This window comes from Streptomyces bullii (assembly GCF_042657145.1).
Taxonomy (GTDB): Bacteria; Actinomycetota; Actinomycetes; order Streptomycetales; family Streptomycetaceae; genus Streptomyces; species Streptomyces bullii.
In genome coordinates this window covers 186220-211148 of record NZ_JBHSNY010000006.1, presented here as the reverse complement: position 1 = coordinate 211148, position 24929 = coordinate 186220, and the positions used below count along the sequence as shown (strand labels likewise).

Here is a 24929-nt window from a genome sequence, read left to right as displayed (position 1 = left end):
GACGGCGCATCCCGGCGTACGCACCCGCCCGTACAACCGGCCCCATTGATGGAGGCATTCGTGCACGGGAACGACCGCACCATCCACACCGCCAGAACCGAGAACCACAGAGGACTCCGGCCCTTCCGGCGCCCCGCCTTCCGAAAGGCGGTCGCCCTGCTCAGCGGGGTGCTGCTGGCGGGCGCCTCCCTCACCCTCGCCGCTCCCCAGGCCGGCGCAGCCGTCGCCGACGAGGGTCCCGTCGCTGCCGAGGACTTCCAGCAGGTCACCCTCGCCAAGGGCGAGCCCGAGGTGGGCGAGCCCATGTCGCTCGCCGTGCTCCCGGACCGCTCGGTGCTGCACACCTCCCGCGACGGCGAACTCCGCCTCACCGACGCCGCGGGCAACACCAGGCTCGCGGGCAAGCTCGACGTCTACTCCCACGACGAGGAGGGTCTCCAGGGCATCGGCGTCGACCCGAACTTCACAGAGAACCGTTTCATCTACCTCTACTACGCGCCCCCGCTGAACACCCCCGCGGGCGACGCCCCCGAGACCGGCACCGCCGCCGACTTCGCCCCCTTCGACGGCGTCAACCGCCTCTCCCGCTTCGTGCTGAAGACCGACGGCACCCTGGACACCGCCAGCGAGAAGAAGATCCTCGACGTCCCCGCCTCCCGCGGCCTGTGCTGCCACGTCGGCGGCGACATCGACTTCGACGCGGCCGGCAACCTGTACCTGTCGACCGGTGACGACACCAACCCCTTCCAGTCGGACGGCTTCACCCCCATCGACGAGCGCGCGAACCGCAACCCGGCCTTCGACGCCCAGCGCTCCTCCGGCAACACCAACGACCTGCGCGGCAAGATCCTGCGCATCAAGGTCAACGCCGACGGGTCCTACTCGATCCCCGAGGGCAACCTCTTCGCCCCCGGCACGGACAAGACCCGCCCCGAGATCTACGCGATGGGCTTCCGCAACCCGTTCCGGTTCAGCGTCGACAAGGAGACCGGCATCCTCTACGTCGGCGACTACGGACCCGACGCGGGCGCCGCCGACCCGGCGCGCGGCCCGGCCGGCCAGGTCGAGTTCGCCCGCGTCACCGGGCCCGGCAACTACGGCTGGCCCTACTGCACCGGCGACAACGACGCCTACCTCGACTACGACTTCGCGACGAAGACCTCGGGTGCCGCCTTCGACTGCGACGCGCCCAAGAACACCTCTCCGCACAACACCGGCCTGACCGACCTGCCCCCGGCCCAGCCCGCCTGGATCCCCTACGACGGCGGCTCCGTGCCCGAGTTCGGCTCCGGCTCCGAGTCCCCGATGGGCGGCCCGGTCTACCACTACGACCCCGCGCTCGACTCGCCGGTGAAGTTCCCCGAGGCCTACGACGGGAACTTCTTCGCCGGGGAGTTCGGACGGCGCTGGATCAAGCGGATCGTTACCGACTCCGCCGGGACCGTACAGTCCATCAATCCCTTCCCCTGGACCGGCACCCAGGTGATGGACATGGCCTTCGGCCCGGACGGCGCGCTGTACGTCCTCGACTACGGCGTGTCCTGGTTCGGCGGCGACGAGAACTCGGCCCTGTACCGCATCGAGAACGCCACCGACGGCCACTCGCCCGTCGCCCAGGCCACGGCGAGCAAGACCTCCGGCCAGGCGCCGCTCAGGGTCCGCTTCTCCTCCGAGGGCACGACCGACCAGGACGGCGACGCGCTGACGTACAGCTGGGACTTCGGTGACGGCGGCACGTCGACGTCGGCCGACCCCACGCACACCTACCGCAAGAACGGCACCTACACCGCGACGCTCACCACCAAGGACCCCTCCGGCCGCACCGGCAGCGCCAGCGTGCGCATCGTCGTCGGCAACACCGCGCCCAAGGTCGTGCTGGAGAACCCGAAGGACGGGCAGCTGTTCAGCTTCGGCGACGCCATCCCGTTCCAGGTGAAGGTCACCGACCCGGAGGACCGGACGATCGACTGCTCGAAGGTCAAGGTCACCTTCGTCCTCGGCCACGACACCCACGGCCATCCGCTCACCTCCGCGAACGGCTGCACCGGCACCCTCCAGACCAGCGCCGACGGCGGCCACGACGAGGACGCCAACATCTTCGGCGTCATCGACGCCGAGTACACCGACAACGGGGGCGGCGGCCAGGCCCCGCTCACCACGCACGACCAGAACGTCGCCCAGCCCAAGCACCGCCAGGCCGAGCACTTCGGCAACTCCTCCGGCGTCTCCGTCATCACCAAGGACGCCGCGCACGGCGGCCGGACCGTCGGCGACATCCACAACGGCGACTGGATCTCCTTCACGCCGTACCTGCTGAACAACGCCAAGAAGATCACGGCACGCGTCTCCTCCGGCGGCGCGGGCGGCACCCTGGAGATCCGCGCCGGTTCCTCGACGGGAACCCTGCTCGGCGCGGTGACCGTGCCGGTGACCGGCGGCTGGGAGAACTTCCAGGACGTCAGCGCCGACCTGTCACGCGCCCCGCGCGGCACGACCACGCTCCACCTCGTCTTCAAGGGCAGCGGCTCGGGCGCCCTGTACGACGTGGACGACTTCACCTTCACGACGGACTGAGAGGAGACAGCCATGCGCTCAACCGGACGCATCACGACGGCCGTCGTCGGCGCCGCCCTGCTGCTGGGCTGCGTCTCCGGACCGGCCTCGTCGCAGACCTCGTCGCCGGCCTCGTCGCCGGCCGAGGCGGGCAAGCGGGTGCTGGTCTTCTCCAAGACGGCCGGCTTCCGGCACGACTCCATCCCCGAGGGCGTCGCGGCCGTGCGGCAACTCGGTGAGACCGGCGGCTTCACGGTCGACGCGACCGAGGACGCGGGCGCGTTCACGCCGTCCAACCTGCGGCGGTACGACGCGGTCGTGTTCCTGTCCACGACGGGGGACGTCCTGAACGCCGCGCAGCAGACCGCCTTCGAGGGGTACATCCGGCGGGGCGGCGGCTACGTCGGCATCCACGCCGCCGCCGACACCGAGTACGACTGGGCGTTCTACGGCGGCCTCGCCGGCGCCTACTTCCAGTCGCACCCGGCCATCCAGCCCGCCACGGTGCACGTCGAGGACCACGCGCATCCGGCGACCGCGGGCCTGCCGCGGACCTGGAACCGTACGGACGAGTGGTACAACTACCGCTCCAACCCACGGGACAGGGCCCATGTCCTCGCCTCGCTGGACGAGTCGTCGTACACCGGCGGCACCATGCACGGCGACCATCCGATCGCCTGGTGCCAGACCTACGAGGGCGGCCGCGCCTTCTACACCGGCGGCGGCCACACCAAGGAGTCCTTCGCCGAACCGGCCTTCCGCGAGCACCTGCTGGGCGGGATCCGGTACGCGATCGGAGCCGTCCAGGCCGACTGCCGGCCGGAGAACGGATACCGGGCCCTCTTCGACGGCACCTCCGCCTCGCTCTCCGGCTGGAAGCAGGCCGGCCCCGGCTCCTTCACCCTGTCCGACGACGGCACCCTGACGACGACCGGCGGCATGGGTCTGCTCTGGTACGCCGCCTCCGGCTTCTCGTCGTACTCGCTGAAGCTCGACTGGAAGATGGCCGGCGACGACAACTCGGGTGTGTTCGTGGGCTTCCCGCCCTCGGACGACCCGTGGTCGGCGGTCGACCACGGGTACGAGATCCAGATCGACGCCACCGACGTACCCGAGAAGACCACCGGGTCCGTCTACGGCTTCCGCTCCGCCGACCTGAAGCAGCGCGACCGGGCGCTGAACCCGCCGGGGGAGTGGAACACGTACGAGATCCGCGTGGAGGGCGAACGCCTCCGCGTCTGGCTCAACGGCGTGAAGATCAACGATTTCACCAACACCGATCCGGCCCGGAGTCTGACCGACGGGCACATCGGCATCCAGAACCACGGAGCCGACGACCAGGTGTCCTTCCGCGACGTCCGGATCAAGGAACTGCCCGCGAAGTCCTCGGCCTCCACGGCTCCGCAGGGCGACTGAGCGACGGCGGGCGGGGGACGCCGGACCCCCGCCCGCCGTCTTCACCTCCTGGGTCCGTCGCCCGTGCCGTCTGCGCGTTGCCGGCTTCGTTTCGCCGTCGTTGGGTCGCCGTCGTTCCGTCGCCGTCGTTCCGTTGTCGTCTTCCCGCCGCCGTCTTCACGTCCCTGCCGTAGTCCGCGATCGACAAGGAGGCCGCCCATGTCCGCGTCCTGTTCCGATACCCGTGTCGGGGTGTGGCTGATCGGAGCGCGCGGCTCCGTCGCCACCACCGTGGTGGCCGGGGCTGCCGCCGTGACGGCGGGTCTGCACCCGCCGACCGGCCTGGTGACCGAGACGCCCGCGTTCGCCGACAGCGGCCTGCCGGCGGTGTCGTCCCTGGTCTTCGGCGGGCACGACACGCTGGACTGTCCGCTGCCCAAACGGGCGGAGGCGCTGGCGGCCGGGGGCGTCCTGCCGCCGGGCCTGCCCACCGCCGTCGCGGCCGAACTGGCCGCCGCCGACCAGGAGATCAGGCCCGGCGGCCCCCTTCCGGGCGACACCCGGAGCCCGGAGGAACTGATCACCGCCTTCACCGCGGACATCCAGGACTTCGTACGGCGCTGCGGCCTGGCGCGGGCGGTGGTGGTGAACGTCGCCTCCACCGAGCCCGTGGCCACGGGTGACGCACTGCCGCCCAGCTCGCTGTACGCGACGGCGGCCCTGCGCGCCGGCTGCCCGTACGTCAACTTCACCCCCTCGACGGGCCTGCACCACCCGGCACTGTCCCCGCTGGCCGCGTCGTCCGGCCTGCCGTACGCGGGCCGTGACGGCAAGACCGGCCAGACCCTGCTGCGCTCCGTCCTGGGTCCGATGTTCACCCAGCGGGCGCTCGCGGTACGGGCCTGGTCCGGCACCAACCTGCTGGGTGGCGGCGACGGCGCTGCCCTGGCCGACCCGGCCGCCGCGGCGGCGAAGAACGCGGGCAAGGAGCGGGTGCTGGCCGACACCCTCGGCGCCACTCCCGAGGGCGAGGTCCACATCGACGACGTCCCCGCGCTCGGCGACTGGAAGACCGCCTGGGACCACATCGCCTTCGACGGCTTCCTCGGCACCCGCATGATCCTCCAGACCATCTGGCAGGGCTGCGACTCCGCGCTCGCGGCCCCCTTGGTCCTCGACCTGGTCCGCTTGACCGCCCGCGCCCACGAGACCGGCCTGTCCGGCCCGCTCGGCGAACTCGGCTTCTACTTCAAGGACCCGGTGGGGCAGGGCCCGTCGGGGCTTGCGGAGCAGTACGCGGCACTGACGGTCTTCGCACGGAGGCTGCGTGGGGGCGGGGCCGGGAACGGCGCGACCGAGAGGACTGCCTGCGCTGAGGGGGCTGAGGGGGCTGGGGGCAGCTGCGGGCCGGGCGAGCGGGCGCTGCGTTCCGCCGTGGCGCTGGACGGCGGAGGGCGAGCGGGGGCGGCCGCACCGGGCGGGCGCGACCAGCGGAGCGCCGGGGCCGGGACGCCGTCGGCAACGAGTTCCGCCGTGCGGGCCGACGGGCCGGAGGAGCAGCGGTGAGGCGGGTCGAGAACGGTCGTCATCACCCTGGACACCACCCGGCTCAGCGCCCTGAGCACCACCCTGGACATCCCCCCGCTCAGCATCCCGCTCATCACCCTGGACACCATCCGGCTCAGCACCCCGAGCACCACCCTGGACATCACCCCGCTCACCACGTTGAGCACCACCCTGAACGCGGCCTTGGACACCACCCGGCGGGGGGCAGTGCCGTCGGCGCGGAACAGCCCCCGGAGGACACGGCCCGTCATGCACACCGCCGCCGCGCCTGGGCCGAACTCCTCCGTCTGCCCGCCCTGTTCACCGTCCCCGGCGACGCCCTGGCCGGTGCGGCGGCCACCGGAGCCCGCCCCAATGCCCGCACCCTGCTCGCCATCGGCTCCTCCCTCTGCCTGTACGAGGCCGGTATGGCCCTCAACGACTGGGCGGACCGCGAGGAGGACGCCGCCGAACGACCGCACCGTCCCCTCCCCTCCGGCCGCATCCGACCGGCCGGCGCCCTCACGGCGGCCTGCGCCCTGACCGGAGCCGGGCTGGCCCTGGCAGCCCGCGCGGGCCGCCCCGCCCTCGCCGTCGCCGCGCCCCTCGCGGCCACGGTCTGGGCGTACGACCTCACCTTGAAGCACACGCCCGCCGGGCCCGCCGCGATGGCGGCGGCCCGCGCGCTGGACCTGCTCCTCGGTGCCGCGGCCACCACCGGCCGCCCCCACCGGGCCCTGCGATCCGCCGGTCTCCTCGGCACCCACACCCTCGCCGTGACGGTGCTGTCCCGTCAGGAGACCCGATACGGCTCCGCCCTGGCCCCCCTGGCGGCCCTCGCCGCGACCGGCCTGCTGACCCGCCTGACGACACACCCCCCGACGCGCCTCCCGGCACCGCTCCCGGGCGACCGACGGGAAGCCACCGCCGCCCAGGGCCTGCCCGGCAGGCGGTCACACACGGTCCCCGCGCACCTCGCCGAGGGCGAACGGCCCCGGCCCGGACGGGCCACCGCCCACCTCACCGCCGCCCTCGCCACCGCCTACGCCGCGACCACGGCACGCCCCTATGTCCACGCCACCCTCAACCCCTCACCCCCGCTCACCCAACGAGCCGTCGGCGCCGGTATCCGCGCCACGATCCCCCTCCAGGCCACACTCGCCGCCCGCACCGGCGCACTGGCCACCGCCCTCACCATCGCGGCCCTCGCCCCGATCGGACGGAAGTTCGCGAGGAAGGTGAGCATCACATGACCATCCGCTTCGGCTACGGCACCAACGGTCTCGCCGACCTCCGCCTCGACGACGCTCTCGCCTTGCTCGCCGACCTCGGTTACGACGGCGTCGGCCTGACCCTCGATCACATGCACCTCGACCCGCTCGCCCCCGGCCTCGCCGACCGCACCCGCCGCGTCGCGCAGCGGCTGGACGCGCTCGGCCTAGGCGTCACCGTGGAGACGGGTGCCCGCTATGTCCTCGACCCCCGCCGCAAGCACGGCCCCTCCCTGCTGGATCCGGACCCGGACGACCGCGCCCGCCGCGTCGACCTGCTGGTCCGGGCCGTCCGGGTCGCCGCCGACCTCGGCGCCCACGCCGTCCACTGCTTCAGCGGCACCCTCCCGGCGGGGACCGACGAGGACACGGCGTGGAAGCGCCTCACCGAGACGCTCATCCCCGTCCTGGACGCCGCCGCCACCGCCGGTGTCCCGCTCGCCGTCGAACCCGAACCCGGTCACCTCCTCGCCACCCTCGCCGACTTCCACCACCTGCGCCGCGCCCTCGGCGACCCCGATGTCCTCGGCCTCACCCTCGACATCGGCCACTGCCAGTGCCTCGAACCCCTCCCTCCCGCCGACTGCGTACGCGCCGCCGCTCCCTGGCTGCGCCACGTCCAGATCGAGGACATGCGCCGCGGCGTCCACGAACACCTCCCGTTCGGAAACGGGGAGATCGACTTCCCGCCCGTCCTCGCGGCCCTCACCGCATCCGGCTACCAGGGCCTGACCGTCGTCGAACTGCCCCGCCACTCCCACGCGGGCCCCCACTTCGCCGAACACTCCCTGCCGTTCCTGCGCCGCGCGGCGGCCCGGGCCGCGGCCACCCCACCGCCGGCCGACACCCCACAGCACACCGCCCCGGCCGCCACAGCGCCTCCCGCACCGGCCCCACCTCCCGGTGCCTTCTCCACCCCCGTCAGATCCGACACCGCCCCGCCTCCCGGTGCTCCGTCCCTTCCGCCCACGTCCCGCACCGGCCCGCCTCCCGGTGCTCCGTCCCTTCCGCCCACGTCCCGCAACACCCCGCCTCCCGGTGCTCCGTCCCTTCCGCCCACGTCCCGCAACACCCCGCCTCCCGGTGCTCCCTCCACCCCCGCGAAGTCCCACGCCGCCCCGGCACACGGTCATCCCTCCGCCGCCACCGAAGGGAGCAGCACCGCATGACCCGTCCCCACGCCACGCCGACGGCACGCTCCACGAGCGGCCCGGGCAGCCGGCGCACCGAGGAGGCCGACGGCCCCACCTTCGCCCTGGCACGGCCGGACGACCTGTACCGCCACCTCACCACCCACCTCGACGCAACCGCCCGCGCCTGGCTCGACCAGGCCCTCGACGAGGCCGCCGCCCAGCCCGGCATCCACGGCCCCATCTCCGTGTGGGAGCTGCGCCTGGCCGAAGCCGGACGCCGCTGCGGACCCGCCCACGCCGACGCCGCCCGCGTGCTGATCCTGCACGCGGCCCGCGCAGGCGCCGACGCCCTGGCCCGGGTCTACTTCCAGGGCACCGCCGACGAGCGCCGTGCCGTCCTGCACGCCCTGCCGCACCTCGTGCCCGGCCCCGAGGCCCTCCCGCTCGTCGAGGACGCCCTGCGCACCAACGACACCCGGCTCCTGGCCGCCGCCGTCGGCCCGTACGCCGCCCGGCACCTGGCCCCGCACCACTGGCGGCACGCCGTGCTGAAGTGCCTGTTCACCGGCGTGTCCCTCGACCACGTGGCGGACCTGGACCAACGCGCCGGCGGTGACGGCGAACTCGCCCGCATGCTCGGCGACTACGCCGCTGAGCGCACCGCCGCCGGCCGCCCCGTGCCCGAGGATCTGCACCGCGTCCTGGCCCTGACCGAGACGGCGACCCCGGCGACCCCGCCGCACCGCACGGACCACCCCCACGCCAAGGAGTCCTGATGCGCATCTTCGACCCCCACATCCACATGACGTCCAGGACCACCGACGACTACGAGGCCATGTACGCCGCTGGCGTCCGCGCCGTCGTCGAACCCTCCTTCTGGCTCGGCCAGCCCCGCACCTCGCCCGCCTCCTTCCTCGACTACTTCGACTCCCTCCTCGGCTGGGAGCCCTTCCGCGCCGCCCAGTACGGCATCGCCCACCACTGCACGCTCGCCCTCAACCCCAAGGAGGCCAACGACCCGCGCTGCCGCCCCGTCCTCGACGAACTGCCCCGGTATCTCGTCAAGGACCACGTCGTGGCCGTCGGCGAGATCGGCTACGACTCCATGACTCCCGCCGAGGACACCGCGCTCGCCGCCCAGCTGCAGCTCGCCGCCGACCACGGCCTGCCCGCGCTCGTGCACACCCCGCACCGCGACAAGCTCACCGGGCTGCGCCGCACCCTCGACGTCGTCCGGGAGTCCGCCCTGCCACCGGACCGCGTCCTGATCGACCACCTCAACGAGACCACCGTCAAGGAGGCCAAGGACAGCGGCTGCTGGCTCGGCTTCTCCGTCTATCCGGACACCAAGATGGACGAGGAGCGCATGGTCGCGATCCTGCGCTCGTACGGGCCCGAGCAGGTCCTGGTCAACTCCGCCGCCGACTGGGGGAAGAGCGACCCCCTCAAGACCCGCAAGGTCGCCGACCTGATGCTGGCCGAGGGCTTCAGCGGGGACGACGTCGACCGGGTGCTGTGGCGCAACCCCGTCGCCTTCTACGCGCTCAGCGGCCGCCTCGCCCTGGACGTCACGGTCACGGACACCACCCACGAGGGCAACTCCGTCCTGCGCGGCGCTCCGAGGGACGACGGCCACGAGCCGGCCGGTGCCCCGGCCGCGGAGGTGTGAACCATGCGCTTCCGCCACCCCGACGGCTCCACCGTCCACCTCGCCTACTGCACCAACGTCCACCCCGCCGAAACCCTCGACGGCGTCCTCGCCCAGCTCCGCGACCACTGCGAACCCGTCCGCCGCCGCCTCGGCCGCGACCGCCTCGGCATCGGACTGTGGCTCGCCAAGGACGCCGCCCGCGCCCTGGTCACCGACCCGTCCGCGCTGCGCGGCCTGCGCGGCGAACTCGACCGGCGCGGCCTGGAGGTCGTCACCCTCAACGGCTTCCCCTACGAGGGCTTCGGCGCGCAAGAGGTCAAGTACCGCGTGTACAAGCCGGACTGGGCTGATGCCGAACGCCTCGACCACACCACCGCGCTGGCCCGCGTCCTCGCCGCACTGCTGCCCGACGACGTCACCGACGGCAGCGTCTCCACCCTGCCACTGGCCTGGCGGACCGCCTACGACGAGCCGGGCGCCGAGGCCGCCCGCACCGCCCTGCTCACCCTCGCCGAACGCCTCGACGCGCTCGAGGAACTGACCGGCCGCTCCATCCGTGTCGGCCTGGAACCGGAACCCGGCTGCGTCGTGGAGACCACCCACGACGCCGTCGCCCCGCTGACCTCGATCGCCCACCACCGGATCGGCATCTGCGTCGACACCTGCCATCTCGCCACCTCCTTCGAAGATCCGCACACCGCCCTCGACGCGCTCGCCGCGGCCGGCGTCCCCGTCGTCAAGTCCCAGCTCTCGGCTGCCCTGCACGCCGAGCACCCGCATCTGCCCGAGGTCCGCGAGGCCCTCGCCGCCTTCGCCGAACCCCGCTTCCTGCACCAGACCCGCACAGCCACCGCCACCGGACTGCGCGGCACCGACGACCTCGGCGAGGCCCTGAGCGGCGGCGCCCTGCCCGACGGCGGGCCCTGGCGCGCCCACTTCCACGTCCCGCTGCACGCGGCCCCCGCCGCGCCCCTCACCTCCACACTTCCCGTACTCAAGGCCGCCCTGGCCCGGCTCGTTGGCGGCCCGAGCCCGCTCACCCACCACCTGGAGGTCGAGACCTACACCTGGCAGACCCTGCCGCCCGAGCTGCGCCCGCGTGCCCGCGCTCAGCTCACCGACGGCATCGCCGCAGAACTCACCCTTGCCCGTGACCTGTTGACGGACCTCGGCCTGAAGGAGCTGCCATGAGCCCCCACCCCTCAGGCACAGGCCCCACCCCGCTCCTCGTGCTCGACATCGTCGGCCTCACCCCCCGTCTCCTGGACCACATGCCCCACCTCAAGGCGCTCGCCCGGTCCGGCTCCCAGGCACCGCTCGGCACCGTGCTGCCCGCCGTCACCTGCGCCGCCCAGTCGACCTTCCTGACCGGCACCCTCCCGTCGGAGCACGGCATCGTCGGCAACGGCTGGTACTTCCGCGAACTCGGCGACGTCCTGCTCTGGCGCCAGCACAACGGACTCGTCGCCGGAGACAAACTCTGGGACGCCGCCCGCCGCGCGCACCCCGGCTACACGGTCGCCAACATCTGCTGGTGGTACGCCATGGGTGCCGACACCGACATCACCGTCACCCCCCGTCCCATCTACTACGCCGACGGCCGCAAGGAACCCGACTGCTACACCCGGCCCGCCGCGCTGCACGACGAACTGACCGGGGAACTCGGCACGTTCCCCCTCTTCCACTTCTGGGGCCCCGGCGCGGACCTCGTCTCCAGCCGCTGGATCATCGGCGCCGCCCGGCACATCATGCGCACCCGGCAGCCCGATCTGACGCTGTGCTACCTCCCTCACCTCGACTACGACCTGCAGCGCTTCGGACCCGACGACCCGCGCTCCCTGAAGGCGGCCACCGACCTGGACACCGCCCTGGCCCCGCTCCTGGACGACGCCCGCGCGCAGGGCCGCACCGTCGTCGCGCTGTCCGAGTACGGCATCACCCGCGTGCACCGGCCTGTCGACATCAACCGCGCCCTGCGCCGCGCCGGTCTGCTGGAGGTGCACACGCAGGACGGCATGGAGTACCTCGATCCGATGGTGTCCCGTGCCTTCGCGGTCGCCGACCACCAGATCGCCCATGTGTACGTGCGCCGTCCCGAGGACCTCGACGCGACGAGGGCGGCCCTCGACGGCCTGCCCGGCATCGAGCAACTCCTCGACGACGAGGGAAAGAAGACACATCACCTCGACCATCCGCGCGCCGGCGAACTGGTCGCCGTGGCGGAGCCGGACGCCTGGTTCACGTACTACTACTGGCTCGACGACGCCCGCGCGCCCGACTTCGCACGGCTCGTCGACATCCACCGCAAACCCGGCTACGACCCGGTCGAACTCTTCATGGACCCCCTCGACCCCTACGTCAAGGTCAAGGCTGCCGCCGCGCTGGCGCGCAAGAAACTCGGCATGCGCTACCGCATGGCGGTCGTGCCTCTGGATCCCTCACCTATTCGCGGCAGCCACGGCCGCCTTCCCGCGAGCGACGACGACGGTCCGCTCCTCATCTGCTCCACCCCCCGCGCTGTCGGCGACCGCGTCGCGGCCACCGACGTGAAAGCACTCCTGCTCCAACTGGCCGGTCTGTCCTGACTGGTCCCAAGTGAAGCACTCACCACTGACAACGCCGTCCGACACCGAGGAGTTCCAGGCATGAGCCGCATCTCCCAGCCCGACCCCGAACTGACCCACCGCCTCAGCAGACGAGGCATGCTCGGCGTGGCGGCCGGCGCCACCGCCGCCGCCCTGCTCGGCGCCGCCGCGACCCCCGCGACAGCCACCACCGGCACCGCGTCCGCCACCGGCACTGGCACCGCGGGCCGCGGCCGCCCCGTCCTGCCGCCCGGCCGGCTCGGCATCCAGCTGTACAGCCTGCGCGACAAGGTCTCCACCCTCGGATTCGCCCCCGTCTTCGCCGAACTGGAGAAATACGGCTACGACGAGGTCGAGTTCGCCGGCTACACCCAGGGCTCCGCCGGGCCCATCACCCTCGCCCAGCTCAAGCGGCTGGCCAGGAACCACGGCCTGAACCCGATCGGCAGCCACGTCGGCTACTACTCCAGCGACCCCAACGCCTACACCTTCGCCCAGAACCTCACCAAGGTCCTCGACGACGCCGAGGCCCTCGGCCTCAAGCACATCGGCACGGCCGCCGGACCCTTCCGCTACGGCTCCACCGTCGACGCCTGGAGGCGCGCCGCTGAGGACTTCAACACCTACGGAGCCGCGGCCAGGGCGCGCGGCATGAAGTTCTACCAGCACAACCACTCCGAGGAGTTCTCCTTCGCCGGCGACGACCCCAAGGTCCGGCTCTACGACGTCCTGCTCGCCGAGACCGACCCCGACCTGGTCTACCTGGAGATGGACATCTACTGGGCGTACGTGGGCCAGTTCCGCTTCTCCAAGCGGCCCGACGGCACGCCCGCACCCTTCGAGCCGCTCGACTACGTCCTGCAGCAGCCGCACCGCTACCCGCTCTTCCACGTGAAGGACGGCGTCAGCGAACCGTCGAACCCCTACGGTTACCGCATGGTCGACGTCGGCGACGGAGACATCGACTACCAGCGCTTCATCTCCGCCGTCACCCGGCTGCGCGGGCACCGCCTCGCCCACCACTGGCAGGCCGAGCACGACAACCCGGCCGAGTCCTTCACGTTCGCCCGCCGCTCCAGCGCGCACCTGCACTCCCTGCGAGAGAAGTGCTGACGGACGTACGTACGACATGAGGAGGCCCTCCCCGAGGCGGGGAGGGCCTCCTCACGCAGCGGACCGGTCAGGCCGCGGGCTGCGGCACCGCCGCCCGCCCCCGGCTGCCGCAGCGGCGACACGTCACGCCGTCTCCTCGCCGAGCGGGTGCGGGTTCGGGGCGATGTGCTTGGCCCTGGGCCGTCCCGGCGGGTGCAGGAACATGGCCACGAAGCCCGCGAAGAGGGAGATCGAGCCGGCCAGGACGAACGCGCCGGCGTAGTCCCAGGCCCCCACGACCACGGCGCCCATACCGGAGCCCAGCAGGCCGGAGACCAGCTTCGACGAGTACACCAGGCCGTAGTTGGAGGCGTTGTTGTTCTCCCCGAAGTAGTCGGCGGTCATCGCCGCGAACATCGGGAAGATGGCGCCGCCGCCGAAGCCGGAGATCGACGAGAACAGCAGGAACAGCGGCAGGTTGCCGATGTTCCCGGAGAACAGGATGCCGTACTGGGACAGGCCCAGGACGATGCAGACGAAGATCAGGCACTGCTTGCGCCCGTACCGGTCGGAGAGCCAGCCGATGACACCGCGCCCGGTGCCGTTCACGATCGCCTTCAGGGACATCGCGGTCGCCACGATGCCGCCCGCGAAGCCCGCCTCGTCACCGAACGGCACCTGGAAGGCGATACCGAAGATGTTCACACCCGAGGTGCACAGCAGGCAGAACCACATGAGGGCCACCCGCCCGGTCCGCCACGCCTCCAAGGGGGTGTACTGGTGCACGGCCGGGGGGTTCTTCTCCAGCGCGCGCCGGGCGCGCGCGTCGTCGGGCTTCTTGAGCGGGTCGACGTCGGCCGGCCACCAGTTCTTCGGCGGGTCCTTGAAGAAGTGGCCCGCCACCGCCACGACGGCCGCCAGGAAGACACCGACGCTGACCAGCACCCAGCGGAAGTTGGTCAGGTCCATGTAGCCGGTGAAGAGGAAGACGAACGGCACGGAACCGTAGGCGAAACCGCCGTTCACGAAACCCGTCTTGCCGCCCTTGCGCTCCGGATACCACTTGGCGACCATGTTCACGCACGTCGCGTAGACCATGCCCGCGCCCATGCCGCTGAACATGCCGAACCCGATGTACGCGACGATCACATGCGGCGCGAAGGCGAGCGAGAGATACCCCAGCAGCGTGCCGAGCGCGCCGCACATCATCGCCCAGCGGGCGGGGAGTTTGCCGCTCTCGCGCAGCTTGCCCGCGGGGAAGGCCACGGCCGCCTGGAAGAAGACCCAGACGCCCAGCATCCAGAAGATGTGGGAACTGCTCCAGCTGTGGGCCCTGTGCAGAGTGTCCTCGGCGGACGCGAAGGCGTACTCGGCCGAGCTGATGCCCATCATGCCCACCCACGGCAGGATGACCATCCACTTGCGCTTGCGGCCCATGATGTCGATGTCGGTCTCACCGAGGCGGTAGACGCGTCCGTTCGCGTCGGTCACCTCTCGGTAGGGAACCGTTGCCGGTAGATCGGTCGTTGTCATGTCGGTTGCACCCCTTGCGTCGAAAGTTCTGGCCAGCGCCCCCTGTCCAATGCCTTTCGTGCGCGCGCGGGTCCCGGGGGCCGGCCGGCGCGCACCGCCGGGCGGGCCCCCGCTCCCTCACCTCATGAACCGCCCCCCAACAACCCGGCCGCCCGCGCCCAGCGGTACTTCGCGCCGAGCACCGCCACCGGCCTCTCGGTCGTGTACGGGTACGCCACGACGCCCCGCTCGAAGAGGTACTGACAGGCTTCCTCGACCTCCACGTCACCTGCGAGCGAGGCCACCACGGGCTTGGCGATGCCGCGCTCCCGGAACTCGGCCACCACGCGCGCGGTGAGCTCGGCGAAGACCATGGGAGGCGTGACGATGGTGTGCCAGTAGCCGAGGACCAGCGCGTGGATCCGCGGGTCCTCCAGACCCAGCCGGATCGTCGCCTCGTACGTCGACGGCGGCTCGCCCCCGGTGATGTCCACCGGGTTGCCCGCGGCGCCGAAGGGCGGGATGAACCTCCGGAACGCCTCGTCCAGGTCCGGCGGGATCTCCATCAGCGACAGCCCGTTGTCGGTGACGGCGTCCGAGAGGAGCACACCGCTGCCGCCCGCCCCCGTGATGATCACGACGTTGTCGCCCCGGGGGGTGGGAAGCACCGGCAACGCGCGCGCGTACTCCAGCATGTCGTTCAGCCCGGGCGCCCGGATCACCCCGGCCTGGCGCAGGATGTCGTCGTACACGGCATCGTCGCCGGCCAGGGCGCCGGTGTGGGAGCCGGCGGCCTTGGCACCCGCCGCCGTACGCCCCGCCTTGAGCACCACGACCGGCTTCTTCGGCACGGTCGCCTGTGCGGCCCGTACGAAGGCACGACCGTCCTTGAGGTCCTCCAGGTGCATCGCGATGCACTCGGTGTGCGGGTCCTCCCCGAACCAGGTGAGCAGATCGTCCTCGTCCAGGTCGGACTTGTTGCCGAGCCCCACGATCGCCGACACGCCCGTCTTCGTGGTGCGCGCGAAGCCCAGGATGGCCATCCCGATGCCGCCCGACTGCGAGGTGAGCGCCACCCCGCCCCGCACGTCGTACGGGGTGCAGAACGTGGCGCACAGGTCCTGCCACGTCGAGTAGTAGCCGTAGATGTTCGGCCCGAGCAGCCGGATGCCGTACCGCTCGGCGATCGCCACGATCTCCGCCTGGAGTTCGTGCTCGCCGGTCTCCGCGAACCCGGAGGGGATCAGCACGGCGTTCGGGATCTTCTTGCGTCCCACCTCCTCCAGGGCGGCGGCCACGAACTTGGCGGGGATCGCGAAGACCGCCACATCCACCTCACCGGGAACCTCGGTGACACTCTTGTACGCCTTGCGGCCCAGAATGTCATCGGCCTTGGGGTTCACCGGGTGGATGTCTCCGGCGAAACCGCCGTCGACGAGGTTGCGCATCACCGAGTTGCCGATCTTGCCCTGCTCGTTGGAGGCGCCGATCACGGCGACCGCGCCGGGCTGCATCAGCCGCCGCATGGACGTGAGGATCTCCTCACGGGAGTACGTACGACGCGGTGCCGGCTGCTTCTCGGCGAGGATCACCCGGATGTCGGCCGCGACGGCCCCCTCCGCCGTCGCGATCACCGGGTTGAGGTCCACCTCGGCGATCTCCGGGAAGTCGGCGACCAGTTGGGACACCCGGCGGATCTGCTCGGCGACCGCCCACCGGTCCACGCCCGCCTGTCCCCGCACACCGCGCAGGATCTCCGCCGCCCGGATCGAGTCCAGCATGGACAGCGCCTCGTCCGCGTCGACGGGGGCGAGCCGGAAGGTGACGTCCCTGAGGACCTCGACGAGCACCCCGCCGAGCCCGAAGGCCACCACCTTCCCGAACGTGGGGTCGGTCACCGCGCCGACGATGACCTCCTGCCCCTGGGGCAGCAGCTCCTGGATCTGCACGCCCTCGATGCGCGCCTCGGGGCTGTACGCGCGCGCCTTCTCGACGATCCTGTGGAAGGCCGCGCGGACGTCGGTGGCGCCCTCCACCCCGACGACGACTCCGCCGGCGTCGGTCTTGTGCAGGATGTCGGGGGAGACGATCTTCATCACGACGGGACCGCCGAGGCGCGCCGCGCAGGCCACCGCCTCGTCGACGTCCCGCGCCAGCTCCTCGCCGGGTACGGCGATCCCGTAGGCGTCGGCGAGCACCTTGCCCTCGGGTGCGGTCAGCGCGGTCCGTCCCTCGGCCCGCACGGAGTCGAGGAGCGCACGCACGCGCAGCACCCGGTCTTCGGCCATCACGTCAGATCACTCCGTTCGACTTGAGCAGGCGCAACTCCTCGTCGCCGAGGCCCAGCTCACCGACGTAGACCTCCTCGTTGTGCTCGCCGAGCAGCGGTGAACTGGTCACCTCGACGGGGGAGTCGGAGAGCTTGAGGGGGCTGCCGACGGTCACGAACTCGCCGCGCTCGGGGTGGGGGACGCGTACCACCATCTGGTTGGCGGCGAGCGACTGGTCCTCGATGATCTCCTTGGTGGACAGGATCGGCCCGCACGGGATGTTGTGCGCGTTGAGCCGCTCCAGCACCTCCCACTTGGGCAGCGTGGAGGACCACTCCTCGATCAGCTGGAACATCTTGTTCAGCTTGGGCAGGCGGGCCTCGGGAGTCGCCCACTCGGGGTCGTCGGCCAGTTCGGGCCGGCCGATGAGCTCGCTGATCGGCTTCCAGCCGACGGGCTGCACGATGACGTACACGTAGTCGTTGGGGCCGCCCGGCGCGCACCGGACCGCCCAGCCGGGCTGGCCGCCGCCGGAGGCGTTGCCGGAGCGGGGAACCTCGTCGCCGAAGTCCTCGTTGGGATATTCGGCGAGTGGACCCTGGGCCAGGCGCTGCTGGTCGCGCAGCTTCACCCGGCAGAGGTTGAGCACCGCGTGCTGCATGGCCACGTTCACCCGCTGCCCGCGCCCGGTCCGCTCCCGCTGCAACAGCGCCGCGAGGATGCCCGCCACGGCGTGGACGCCCGTGCCCGAGTCCCCGATCTGGGCCCCCGTCGCCAGCGGCGGCCCGTCCTCGAAGCCGGTGGTCGACATCGACCCGCCCATGGCCTGCGCGACGACCTCGTACGCCTTGAAGTTGGTGTACGGGCCCTCGCCGAACCCCTTGATGGAGGCGTAGACGATCCGTGGATTGATCTTCTTGATGCGGTCCCAGGTGAACCCCATCCGGTCGACCGCGCCCGGCCCGAAGTTCTCGACCATGACGTCGGCGCGCCGGATCAGCTCGGTGAGGATCTCCTTGCCGCGCTCGGTCTTGGTGTTCAGCGTGATGCTCCGCTTGTTGCAGTTGAGCATCGTGAAGTAGAGGGAGTCGACGTCCGGCAGGTCACGCAGCTGCTTGCGCGTGATGTCACCGGTCGGCGCCTCCAGCTTGATGACGTCCGCGCCGAGCCAGGCGAGGAGCTGGGTCGCGGAGGGTCCGGACTGGACGTGCGTCATGTCCAGGACGCGGATGCCGTCGAGAGCCCTGGTCGAGGTCTGGGTCATGCCAAGTGCTCCTCACTTGTACATGGTCTGGTTCATGGTTCCGGGGGCGTACGCGTCCGGGTCGACCCAGACGTTGATCAGCGACGGCTTCCCGGACTCGCGGGCGCGCCGCAGCGCCGGCCCGATGTCGGCGGGGTCGCGGACCTCCTCGCCGTAACCGCCCAGCATCTGGGCGAACTTGTCGTAGTGGACGTCGCCGAGGGTGTTGCCGACCCGCTCGCGTTCCTTGCCGTACTTGGCGGCCTGGCCGTAGCGGATCTGGTTCATCGAGGAGTTGTTGCCGACGATGCCGACGAACGGCAGGTCGTAGCGGACGAGGGTCTCGAAGTCCCAGCCGGTCAGGGAGAACGCGCCGTCGCCGAACAGGGCGACGACCTCCTTGTCGGGCCGGGCCTGCTTGGCGGCGAGCACGAACGGGACGCCGACCCCGAGGGTGCCGAGCGGGCCCGGGTCCATCCAGTGCCCGGGCGACTTGGGCTGGACGACCTGCCCGGAGAAGGTGACGATGTCGCCGCCGTCGCCGATGTAGATCGAGTCCTCGGTGAGGAAGTCGTTGATCTCGCTGACCAGACGGTAGGGGTGGATGGGTGAGGCGTCCGACCTGAGCTGCGGCAGCCGCTTCTCCAGGGCGGTCTGCTCGGCAGCGCGCAGTTCGTCCAGCCACTCCTTGCGCTTGGACGCACCACCGTTGACGCGTCCGGAGGCCGCCTCGGTCACCGACTTGAGCACGAGCCCCGCGTCGCCGACGATCCCGAGGTCGATGTCCCGGTTCTTGCCTACGGTCCGGTAGTCGAGGTCGATCTGCACGACCGCCGCGTCCGGCGAGAGCCGCTTGCCGTAGCCCATGCGGAAGTCGAAGGGCGTACCGACGATGACGATGACGTCGGCGTTGGAGAACGCGTACCGGCGCGAGAGCTGGAAGTGGTGCGGGTCGCCCGGCGGCAGGGTGCCGCGCCCGGCGCCGTTCATGTACGCGGGGATGTTGAGGGTGCGGACGAGCTCGATGGCGGCCTCGGTGCCCCGCGTCGTCCACACCTGGCTGCCGAGCAGGATGGCCGGCTTCTCGGCGTGCACCAGCAGGTCGGCGAGCCTCTCGATCGCCTCGGGGTCACCGGCCGAGCGGGTGGAGGCGCGGTAGGCGCCGGACTTCGGCACACGCGCCTTGGCCACGGGCACCTTGGCGTCCAGCACGTCGCGCGGGATCTCCAGGAAGGCGGGCCCGGGCGCTCCGTGGTAGCACTCGCGGAACGCCATCGACACCATGTCCGCCGCGCGCGCCGTGTCCGGCACGGTCGCCGCGAACTTGGTGATGGGGTTCATCATGTCGACGTGCGGCAGGTCCTGCAGGGACCCCATCTTGTGCTGCGTGAGGGCGCCCTGGCCGCCGATCAGCAGCATCGGGGACTCCGCGCGGAAGGCGTTGGCGACCCCGGTGACGGCGTCGGTCGTCCCCGGCCCCGCGGTGACCACCGCGCAGCCCGGCTTTCCGGTGATGCGGGCGTACCCGTCGGCGGCGTGGGCGGCGACCTGTTCGTGGCGGACGTCGACGACCTCGATGCCCTCGTCGACGCAGCCGTCGTAGATGTCGATGATGTGGCCGCCGCACAGGGTGTAGATGCGGTCGACCCCCTCGGCCTTGAGGGCCTTGGCGACGAGATGACCGCCGGAGATGACGTCCTGGGTGTCGTCGGGCATGGCGAAGTCCTGTCCCTTCATAGGGGGGTGGGAACGCTCTCGCGGTACATTGCATACAGTCGACGAATACTGTATGAAGCTTGTTATCCCGCATCCGGTGGGTGGTGTCCAGGGGGCGTGCGGCACTTTTAGGTCAGGAGCCGGAATGGACCTGTACGAGCACCAGGCAAGGCAACTGTTCGAGGAATACGGCGTCTTGGTCCCCCGGGCGGAGGTGACCGACTCGTCGCGACAAGCGCGCGTCATCGCCCGCGGGCTGGGCGGACGGGTCGTGGTGAAAGCCCAGGTGAAGACCGGTGGCAGGGGCAAGGCCGGCGGCGTGAAGCTCGCGGCGGACCCGGCCGCCGCCGAGCTGACGGCCCGCCAGATGCTCGCCATGGACATCAAGGGCCACCCGGTCCGCAGCGTCATGGTCGCCGAACCCGTCGACATCGACCGGGAGTTCTACGTCTCCTACGTACTCGACCGGGCGGCGGGCCGCTTCCTGGCGATCGCCTCGGCGGAGGGCGGCATGGACATCGAGGAGGTCGCCGCCACTCGTCCCGAGGCCGTCGCACGCATCCCGATCGACCCCGCGCAGGGCGTCACCTCGGCGAAGGCGGCAGAGATCGCCGAGGCGGCCGGACTGCCGGCGCAGACCGTCGACGTCCTCGTACGGCTGTGGGAGGTCCTGGTCCGCGAGGACGCCCTCCTCGTCGAGGTCAACCCGCTCGTCCGCACGCGACAGGGCCGCGTCATGGCCCTCGACGGCAAGGTCACCGTGGACGGCAACGCCCGCTTCCGGCAGGCCCGGTGGGGCGCCGACGAGGCCGGGCACGCCGACCCGCTGGAGGCGGCGGCCGCCGCCAAGGGCCTCACCTACGTCAAGCTGGACGGCGAGGTCGGTGTCATCGGCAATGGCGCCGGGCTCGTCATGTCGACCCTCGACGTGGTCGCCGGCTGCGGGGCGCGTCCCGCCAACTTCCTCGACATCGGTGGCGGTGCGAGCGCCCGGACCATGGCCGACGGACTGTCGGTCATCCTCTCCGACCCGGCCGTGAAGTCCGTCCTCGTCAACGTCTTCGGCGGCATCACCGCCTGCGACGCGGTCGCCGACGGCATCGTACGGGCCCTGGACGACGTGCGGTTGACCAGACCGCTCGTCGTACGCCTCGACGGCAACAACGCGGCCCGGGGCCGCGCCATCCTCGAGGAACGCGCCCATCCGCTGGTCCAGCAGGTCACCACCATGGACGGCGCCGCCCGCCGCGCCGCCGAACTCGCCACCACAGCCTGAGGAGACGGGACATGGCGATCTATCTCACCAAGGAGAGCAAGGTCCTCGTCCAGGGCATGACCGGAGGCGAGGGAATGAAGCACACCCGGCGCATGCTCGCGGCCGGCACCGACGTCGTCGGCGGCGTCAACCCCCGCAAGGCCGGCCGCACCGTCGACTTCGACGACCGCGCGGTGCCCGTCTTCGGGTCGGTCGCCGACGGCGTGCGGGAGACCGGCGCCGACGTCACCGTCGTCTTCGTGCCGCCCGCCTTCACCAAGGCGGCCGTCGTCGAAGCGGTGGACGCGGGCATCGGCCTCGCGGTCGTCATCACCGAGGGCGTCCCCGTCCACGACTCCGTCGCCTTCACGTCGTACGCCAGGACCAAGGGCACCCGGGTCATCGGCCCCAACTGCCCGGGACTGATCACCCCCGGTCAGTCCAACGCGGGCATCATCCCGGCCGACATCACCAAACCGGGCCGCATCGGCCTGGTGTCCAAGTCGGGCACCCTCACCTACCAGCTCATGTACGAACTCCGCGACATCGGCTTCTCCACCTGCGTCGGCATCGGCGGCGACCCGGTCGTCGGCACCACCCACATCGACGGCCTCGCCGCCTTCCAGGACGACCCCGACACCGAACTGATCGTCCTGATCGGCGAGATCGGCGGCGACGCCGAGGAGCGCGCGGCGGCCCACATCCGCGAGCACGTCACCAAGCCGGTCGTCGGCTACGTCGCCGGCTTCACCGCACCCGAGGGCAGGACGATGGGACACGCGGGCGCGATCGTGTCCGGTTCGTCCGGCACGGCGCAGGCGAAGAAGGAGGCGCTGGAGGCGGTCGGTGTCCGGGTCGGCAGGACCCCGACCGAGACGGCCCGGCTGGTGCTCGACGCACTCACCGGCCCGGCGTGACGCCCCGCGTGGGGGACGCGCCGACCGCGGCGTCCCCCACGGCGTCACCGACTCCCTCCCCTCCCGTACGACGTCCCGCGCACGGCTGTGCGAACCGTGCGCCGGGACGAGCCATGCACTCCCGCCCGCCCGTCAACCACCCCTGCCCTTCCGAGGAAGGCCCCGCGGGTCCTTCCCCCTCGACTGTGCACCGTGAGCGGAGCAACCCCATGGCACCCACCCTCACCCTGAAGTCCGGCACCTCCTGGGCCGACGCCTGGCAGCGCTGCCTCGCCGTCGCCCCCGAGGCCTTCCGGGGCGACCGCGTCCTCAATCTCTGGAACGCCGCCTGGCAGGCGGACGGCCGGGTGCTGCCCGCCGTCAGCCCGGTCGACGGCAGCCCCATCGCGGGCCCGCCGCGGCTGGACCGGGCCACGGCCCACCAGGCCGTGCGCGCCTCGCTCGACCAGCACCGCGCCTGGCGGCACATCCCTCTGCCCGAACGCCGCGCCCGCGTCGCGGCCACCCTCGACGCCCTCACCCAGCACCGTGAATTGCTCGCGCTGCTGCTCGTCTGGGAGATCGGCAAGCCCTGGCGACTGGCGCAGGCGGACGTGGACCGGGCCGTCGACGGGGTCCGCTGGTACGTCGACGGCATCGAACCGATGGTCGCCGGACGGGCCCCGCTGGACGGGCCGGTGTCCAACATCGCGAGCTGGAACTACCCGATGAGCGTGCTCGTTCACGCGATGCTGGTGCAGGCACTGGCAGGCAACGCGGTCATCGCCAAGACCCCGACCGACGGCGGTGTCGCCTGTCTGACCCTGGCCTGCGCGCTCGCCGCCCGCGAGGAGATACCCGTGACCCTCGTCAGCGGCAGCGGAGGCGAGCTGTCCCAGGCGCTGGTGCGGGCGCCCGAGATCGGCTGCGTCTCCTTCGTCGGCGGCCGGGACACCGGCGCCGCGGTGGCCACGGCGGTCGCCGACCTCGGCAAACGGCACATCCTCGAACAGGAGGGACTCAACACCTGGGGCATCTGGAACTACTCGGACTGGGACGCGCTCACCGCGGTCGTCCCCCGGCTCTTCGACTACGGCAAGCAGCGCTGCACGGCCTACCCGCGTTTCGTCGTCCAGCGGCACCTGTTCGACGCGTTCCTGGCGGCGTACCTCCCGGCGGTCCGCACCCTCAGGGTCGGCCACCCGCTCGCCGTGGACAGGCGCGACGACCCCTACCCCGAGCTGGACTTCGGGCCGGTGATCAACGCGGCCAAGGCGAAGGAACTCACCGACCAGATCGCCGAGGCCGTCGACCGGGGTGCCGTCCCGCTGCACCGCGGCAACCCGGCCGAGGCCCGGTTCCTGCCCGGCCAGGACACCTCGGCGTATGTCCAGCCGGTCACGCTGCTCAACCCGCCCCGGTCCTCACCCCTCCACCACGCGGAACCCTTCGGCCCGGTCGACACCGTCGTCCTGGTCGACACGGAGGCCGAGCTGCTGGCCGCGATGAACGCCTCCAACGGCGCGCTGGTGGCCACGCTGTCCACGGACGACCGGGCGACCTACGAACGGCTGGCCCAGCAGATCCGCGCCTTCAAGGTCGGCCACGGCACGGCACGCTCCCGGGGTGACCGCGACGAGCTGTTCGGCGGCCTCGGCGCGTCGTGGCGTGGCGCGTTCGTCGGCGGCGAACTCCTCGTCCGGGCCGTGACCCGGGGCCCGGAGGGGGAGCGGTTGCCCGGGAACTTCCCGCACTACCAGCTGATGCCGTGAGCCGCCGGCTCGGGGCCTGATCGAGGCGGTCGGCGACCGCCGTGCGCAGACGTGCCGCGGGTGACCGGAACATCGCGTTCTGTGACACCACGAGGCCGTCGCTGCACCCGCCTGCCGACCGCCCTCGGCGCACGGAAACGCAGGTGAAAGGCGCTCCGAAACCTTGGTATGGTTGTCCGTGTCGCCGCCGGGAACGCCGGCAAGGCGGCACACACCTGGTCCGGGTGGCGGAATGGCAGACGCGCTAGCTTGAGGTGCTAGTGCCCTTTATCGGGCGTGGGGGTTCAAGTCCCCCCTCGGACACCACGCGATACGCGGCGCAACAGTCAGACGAGTGGTGGTCGAGAGGTCTCGACCACCACTTTCTGCTGTCCGGGGTGACAGCCCGACGAGGCACGTACGCGCACGCACCCACGCCCAGCCGTGCACCGGCGGTATCGGTCAGCGCTCCCATCGCCAGTCGCCCGGTTCGGCCGCCGCCGTGGTGCCTGCCGGGGTGACCCGGCGATAGGCGGCGCGGGCGTGCGCCAGGCGGGCCAGTGCCGTGCCGAGCAGGGCCGCGGTGAGCAGGCAGCCCAGCCAGAACGTGTCGCGGTGCCCGATCCAGCTGAGGGTGCCCACGGGCGGGACGGCGAATCCGTTCAGGAATAACCAGCACAGCAGGGCGGTGCCGGGGGCAGCGACGAAGCGTGCGTGCATGCCCAGCAGGGCGGCCAGCAGGGAGAGCGCTGCCAGGGCGAACCCGGGCTGGGCGGGGCCCACGAGGGCGTTCTTGAGCGCCACCAGCACCAGTGCGCCGCCGAAGGCCGTGGCCCAGACCAGCGGAGTGGCGACGGGATGGGGAACGGGCCGGGCCGCGGTGCCGACCGACACCCACTCGATCATGCTGACGCTTCCTTCCGGTCCTCCGCGCGATGAGCGGACGCCGGTCGTCCCTGCGGCGAGGACCCTGACGCGGATTGTTCCACCGGGCCCCGCCCGGGCCGGCGCCGGCCCGGGCGGGGCCCTCGGCAGCGTGCCATCGACCACCGCACGGAGGG

Annotated in this window: 17 protein-coding genes, 1 tRNA gene and 1 pseudogene; 14 read left to right on the top strand and 5 right to left on the bottom strand. The window is 71.8% G+C overall.

Annotated elements, in window-relative coordinates; translation table 11 throughout:
• The first annotated feature begins 60 nt into the window (after positions 1-60).
• The 10 genes and pseudogenes from ACFPZJ_RS18470 (at position 61) to ACFPZJ_RS18425 (ending at position 13246) form a co-directional block, all read left to right on the top strand.
• Positions 61-2574 carry a PQQ-dependent sugar dehydrogenase gene (locus ACFPZJ_RS18470; protein ID WP_381022528.1) on the top strand — a complete coding sequence of 838 codons (2514 nt, stop codon included), beginning with the start codon at positions 61-63 and terminating at the stop codon, positions 2572-2574.
• A 12-nt stretch (positions 2575-2586) separates the two neighbouring features.
• The gene (locus ACFPZJ_RS18465) at positions 2587-3969 is read left to right on the top strand and encodes a ThuA domain-containing protein (RefSeq protein ID WP_381022525.1); all 1383 of its coding nucleotides are present in this window, start codon (positions 2587-2589) and stop codon (positions 3967-3969) included.
• A gap of 198 nt (positions 3970-4167) precedes the next feature.
• On the top strand, positions 4168-5514 hold the full coding sequence (locus ACFPZJ_RS18460; RefSeq protein ID WP_381022523.1) for an inositol-3-phosphate synthase: 1347 nt from the start codon (positions 4168-4170) through the stop codon (positions 5512-5514).
• A 287-nt stretch (positions 5515-5801) separates the two neighbouring features.
• Positions 5802-6746, top strand: coding sequence for an SCO3242 family prenyltransferase (locus ACFPZJ_RS18455; RefSeq protein ID WP_381023435.1), 945 nt, complete (start codon positions 5802-5804; stop codon positions 6744-6746).
• Positions 6743-7651: pseudogene (locus ACFPZJ_RS18450) on the top strand (sugar phosphate isomerase/epimerase family protein); the annotation flags it as partial. The gene ACFPZJ_RS18455 and the pseudogene ACFPZJ_RS18450, both read left to right, overlap by 4 nt.
• Before the next feature lie 278 nt (positions 7652-7929).
• The gene (locus ACFPZJ_RS18445; RefSeq protein WP_381022521.1) at positions 7930-8673 is read left to right on the top strand and encodes an EboA domain-containing protein; all 744 of its coding nucleotides are present in this window, start codon (positions 7930-7932) and stop codon (positions 8671-8673) included.
• Positions 8673-9566 carry a TatD family hydrolase gene (locus ACFPZJ_RS18440; protein ID WP_381022518.1) on the top strand — a complete coding sequence of 298 codons (894 nt, stop codon included), beginning with the start codon at positions 8673-8675 and terminating at the stop codon, positions 9564-9566. Before ACFPZJ_RS18445 ends, ACFPZJ_RS18440 begins: the two co-directional genes overlap by 1 nt.
• Positions 9567-9569: 3 nt before the next feature.
• The gene (gene eboE / locus ACFPZJ_RS18435; protein ID WP_381022515.1) at positions 9570-10739 is read left to right on the top strand and encodes a metabolite traffic protein EboE; all 1170 of its coding nucleotides are present in this window, start codon (positions 9570-9572) and stop codon (positions 10737-10739) included.
• On the top strand, positions 10736-12133 hold the full coding sequence (locus tag ACFPZJ_RS18430) for an alkaline phosphatase family protein (protein WP_381022512.1): 1398 nt from the start codon (positions 10736-10738) through the stop codon (positions 12131-12133). The genes eboE and ACFPZJ_RS18430 overlap by 4 nt, the downstream gene beginning before the upstream one ends.
• 60 nt (positions 12134-12193) lie before the next feature.
• Entirely contained in the window at positions 12194-13246 is a 1053-nt protein-coding gene (locus tag ACFPZJ_RS18425) for a sugar phosphate isomerase/epimerase family protein (RefSeq protein WP_381022509.1), read from the top strand.
• A gap of 123 nt (positions 13247-13369) precedes the next feature.
• On the opposite strand, the gene ACFPZJ_RS18420 is transcribed toward ACFPZJ_RS18425, so the two are convergent.
• The 4 genes from ACFPZJ_RS18420 to ACFPZJ_RS18405 form a co-directional block, all read right to left on the bottom strand.
• Positions 13370-14758, bottom strand: a complete 1389-nt coding sequence (locus ACFPZJ_RS18420; RefSeq protein WP_381022507.1) for an OFA family MFS transporter — start codon at positions 14756-14758, stop codon at positions 13370-13372.
• A 122-nt stretch (positions 14759-14880) separates the two neighbouring features.
• Entirely contained in the window at positions 14881-17025 is a 2145-nt protein-coding gene (locus ACFPZJ_RS18415; protein WP_381023432.1) for an acetate--CoA ligase family protein, read from the bottom strand.
• A gap of 4 nt (positions 17026-17029) precedes the next feature.
• Positions 17030-18271 (bottom strand): formyl-CoA transferase, encoded by a 1242-nt coding sequence (gene frc, locus ACFPZJ_RS18410; RefSeq protein WP_381022504.1) that lies wholly within the window; start codon positions 18269-18271, stop codon positions 17030-17032.
• A gap of 12 nt (positions 18272-18283) precedes the next feature.
• Positions 18284-19966: a thiamine pyrophosphate-binding protein gene (locus ACFPZJ_RS18405; RefSeq protein WP_381022501.1), complete on the bottom strand. Its 1683-nt coding sequence runs from the start codon at positions 19964-19966 to the stop codon at positions 18284-18286.
• 145 nt (positions 19967-20111) lie between these two features.
• Here ACFPZJ_RS18405 and sucC point away from each other — a divergent pair, with 145 nt between their 5' ends.
• From sucC to ACFPZJ_RS18385, 4 genes are all read left to right on the top strand, one after another.
• On the top strand, positions 20112-21242 hold the full coding sequence (gene sucC / locus ACFPZJ_RS18400) for an ADP-forming succinate--CoA ligase subunit beta (RefSeq protein WP_381022499.1): 1131 nt from the start codon (positions 20112-20114) through the stop codon (positions 21240-21242).
• A gap of 11 nt (positions 21243-21253) precedes the next feature.
• Positions 21254-22138, top strand: coding sequence for a succinate--CoA ligase subunit alpha (gene sucD / locus ACFPZJ_RS18395; RefSeq protein WP_381022497.1), 885 nt, complete (start codon positions 21254-21256; stop codon positions 22136-22138).
• Between the two features lie 209 nt (positions 22139-22347).
• Positions 22348-23889, top strand: a complete 1542-nt coding sequence (locus tag ACFPZJ_RS18390; RefSeq protein WP_381022495.1) for an aldehyde dehydrogenase family protein — start codon at positions 22348-22350, stop codon at positions 23887-23889.
• Between the two features lie 218 nt (positions 23890-24107).
• Positions 24108-24195: transfer RNA gene (locus tag ACFPZJ_RS18385), tRNA-Leu, on the top strand.
• Between the two features lie 135 nt (positions 24196-24330).
• Here ACFPZJ_RS18385 and ACFPZJ_RS18380 read toward each other — a convergent pair.
• The gene (locus tag ACFPZJ_RS18380) at positions 24331-24774 is read right to left on the bottom strand and encodes a hypothetical protein (protein WP_381022492.1); all 444 of its coding nucleotides are present in this window, start codon (positions 24772-24774) and stop codon (positions 24331-24333) included.
• Positions 24775-24929 lie beyond the last annotated feature (155 nt).

Bases quoted from the DNA above. Each gene is read 5' to 3' on its own strand.
- ACFPZJ_RS18465 (WP_381022525.1), top strand. From the start codon at position 2,587: ATGCGCTCAACCGGACGCATCACGACGGCCGTCGTCGGCGCCGCCCTG.
- ACFPZJ_RS18460 (WP_381022523.1), top strand. From the start codon at position 4,168: ATGTCCGCGTCCTGTTCCGATACCCGTGTCGGGGTGTGGCTGATCGGA.
- ACFPZJ_RS18445 (WP_381022521.1), top strand. From the start codon at position 7,930: ATGACCCGTCCCCACGCCACGCCGACGGCACGCTCCACGAGCGGCCCG.
- ACFPZJ_RS18440 (WP_381022518.1), top strand. From the start codon at position 8,673: ATGCGCATCTTCGACCCCCACATCCACATGACGTCCAGGACCACCGAC.
- eboE (WP_381022515.1), top strand. From the start codon at position 9,570: ATGCGCTTCCGCCACCCCGACGGCTCCACCGTCCACCTCGCCTACTGC.
- ACFPZJ_RS18430 (WP_381022512.1), top strand. From the start codon at position 10,736: ATGAGCCCCCACCCCTCAGGCACAGGCCCCACCCCGCTCCTCGTGCTC.
- ACFPZJ_RS18425 (WP_381022509.1), top strand. From the start codon at position 12,194: ATGAGCCGCATCTCCCAGCCCGACCCCGAACTGACCCACCGCCTCAGC.
- ACFPZJ_RS18420 (WP_381022507.1), bottom strand. From the start codon at position 14,758: ATGACAACGACCGATCTACCGGCAACGGTTCCCTACCGAGAGGTGACC.
- ACFPZJ_RS18415 (WP_381023432.1), bottom strand. From the start codon at position 17,025: ATGGCCGAAGACCGGGTGCTGCGCGTGCGTGCGCTCCTCGACTCCGTG.
- frc (WP_381022504.1), bottom strand. From the start codon at position 18,271: ATGACCCAGACCTCGACCAGGGCTCTCGACGGCATCCGCGTCCTGGAC.
- ACFPZJ_RS18405 (WP_381022501.1), bottom strand. From the start codon at position 19,966: ATGCCCGACGACACCCAGGACGTCATCTCCGGCGGTCATCTCGTCGCC.
- sucC (WP_381022499.1), top strand. From the start codon at position 20,112: ATGGACCTGTACGAGCACCAGGCAAGGCAACTGTTCGAGGAATACGGC.
- sucD (WP_381022497.1), top strand. From the start codon at position 21,254: ATGGCGATCTATCTCACCAAGGAGAGCAAGGTCCTCGTCCAGGGCATG.
- ACFPZJ_RS18390 (WP_381022495.1), top strand. From the start codon at position 22,348: ATGGCACCCACCCTCACCCTGAAGTCCGGCACCTCCTGGGCCGACGCC.
- ACFPZJ_RS18380 (WP_381022492.1), bottom strand. From the start codon at position 24,774: ATGATCGAGTGGGTGTCGGTCGGCACCGCGGCCCGGCCCGTTCCCCAT.